Raw genomic sequence first — 1,541 nt, forward strand, 5'->3', positions numbered from 1 at the left:
TCCTCCGGCCCGGCCGCCTCGGCCAACTCCAGCAGAATCTGCTCGGCGTTGGCCGCGTCGGCGTCACTCAGCCCGGCGGTAGCCGCGCAGATCGCCGACACCACCGCCTCGCTCAGGCTCCCGGCGGCGTACCCGGCCTTCACCTGCGCCAGGCGTTCCAACTCCATGCCCAGGCCCACCACCCGGTTGGCGACCCGCCGGCTCGTCCCGCACACCGACCGCAGCCAGGTCCTGGTCGAGGCATGCCCGCGCTCACGAGCGGCCCCGGCCGCATGCACCCGCTGGACACGCACCGCGATCGCCGCCTCCAGCCGATCCCGCGCGAAGATCAGCTCCTCCAACTGGGCCAGACACACATCCGGCGCGTCCGGCACCGCAGTCAACGCCAGCGCCAGCGCCGACTCCCGCACCGCCGACACCAACGGCCACGACCCCGCCCCACTCTCGGCCGCCCCACTCTCGGCCGCCCCAGTCCCGGCCGTCTCAGCCCCTTCCGGCTCAGCCCCAGCCTCCACCGGCCCAGTCTCAGCCGGCTCAGTCTGCTCCTCGGCTGCCTCAGTGGGGTCGGGGCCATCCGCACAGCCATCTCGCGGCGGAGCTGTCCGCCCATCCTCGCGGCCGGCCGTGCGCTCGCCCACACCCTCGCGGCCCTCCGCTCCCGCGCGATCGGCGTGGGCATCCCCACCCGTACGGTCGTCAGCCTCCACGTGGTCCGCATGGGTGACCGCGTCCATGTCCGCGTCCATGCGATTGGCCACGAAGCTACCCGCATCCACATAATCCGGGAATGCGATGCCAGAGAGTGCGGTGTCGGAGGGTGCGGCGTCGGGCGGCGTATCAGGAACGGCGGCAAGCCAATCGGGCCAATCAGACCACTGCCCAGAACGCACCGAAACACCCGCGACACGGCCACCCGAGGCACGGGCGGCGGCACGCGCCTCCGCCTCGGCCCGCACCGCGGCCCACCACTGCGGACCCAGCAGCGGCCGAGCCTGGGGAGCCGGCGGATCCGGATCGAACAGATCCGCTGTCTTCATCGGCTTCGCCGGCTCCATCAGTCCCCCTTCCCTGCAGTTCCTCACTATTTCGAAAACCTGTCTGAATTCTCTCACGAAAAGCCGGAGAGAAGCAATGATTTTCTCGACTCAATTGTGGAGCAATATGAGACGCTAATGAATAATGTCACACAAATAAGGGATGATAAAAATCGGCAAGTTATATAATTTAGGCTGCTCTGACTGATTTCAGCGGGTTACAGATCCAGCCACCTCCGCTCCCGGCCCAGCCGTCCCGGACGTTGCTCGCCAGCGGTACGGCTGTGCGGTGCGGCTGGGCGTGTGGCTGTTCCCGACAGCGACGCTGGTGCGGTCCGGCGAGAGTGCCCTGGCAGCAGAGCGCTCGGCCGGCCTGCCCGCCTCAACCGCCGTCGAGCCCGCGGCGTACGATCCCGGCCCGCACCGATCTACCGTTGCGCCCGGTGCTAGGGCGCGTATTTGGTTGTGATCAAGAGGTGGTCCGAGTGAGGTCTTTGATCCAGATCA

Annotated in this window: 1 pseudogene; it reads right to left on the reverse strand. The window is 68.1% G+C overall.

Annotated features, from left to right (window positions below):
* Positions 1–1,037 (reverse strand): annotated as a pseudogene (locus ACFHYQ_RS11500) (hypothetical protein); the annotation flags it as partial.
* Between the last annotated feature and the right edge of the window lie 504 nt (positions 1,038–1,541).

Origin of the sequence: Sphaerimonospora cavernae, from assembly GCF_042435035.1 — a bacterium.
GTDB classification, from domain to species: domain Bacteria; phylum Actinomycetota; class Actinomycetes; order Streptosporangiales; family Streptosporangiaceae; genus Sphaerimonospora; species Sphaerimonospora cavernae.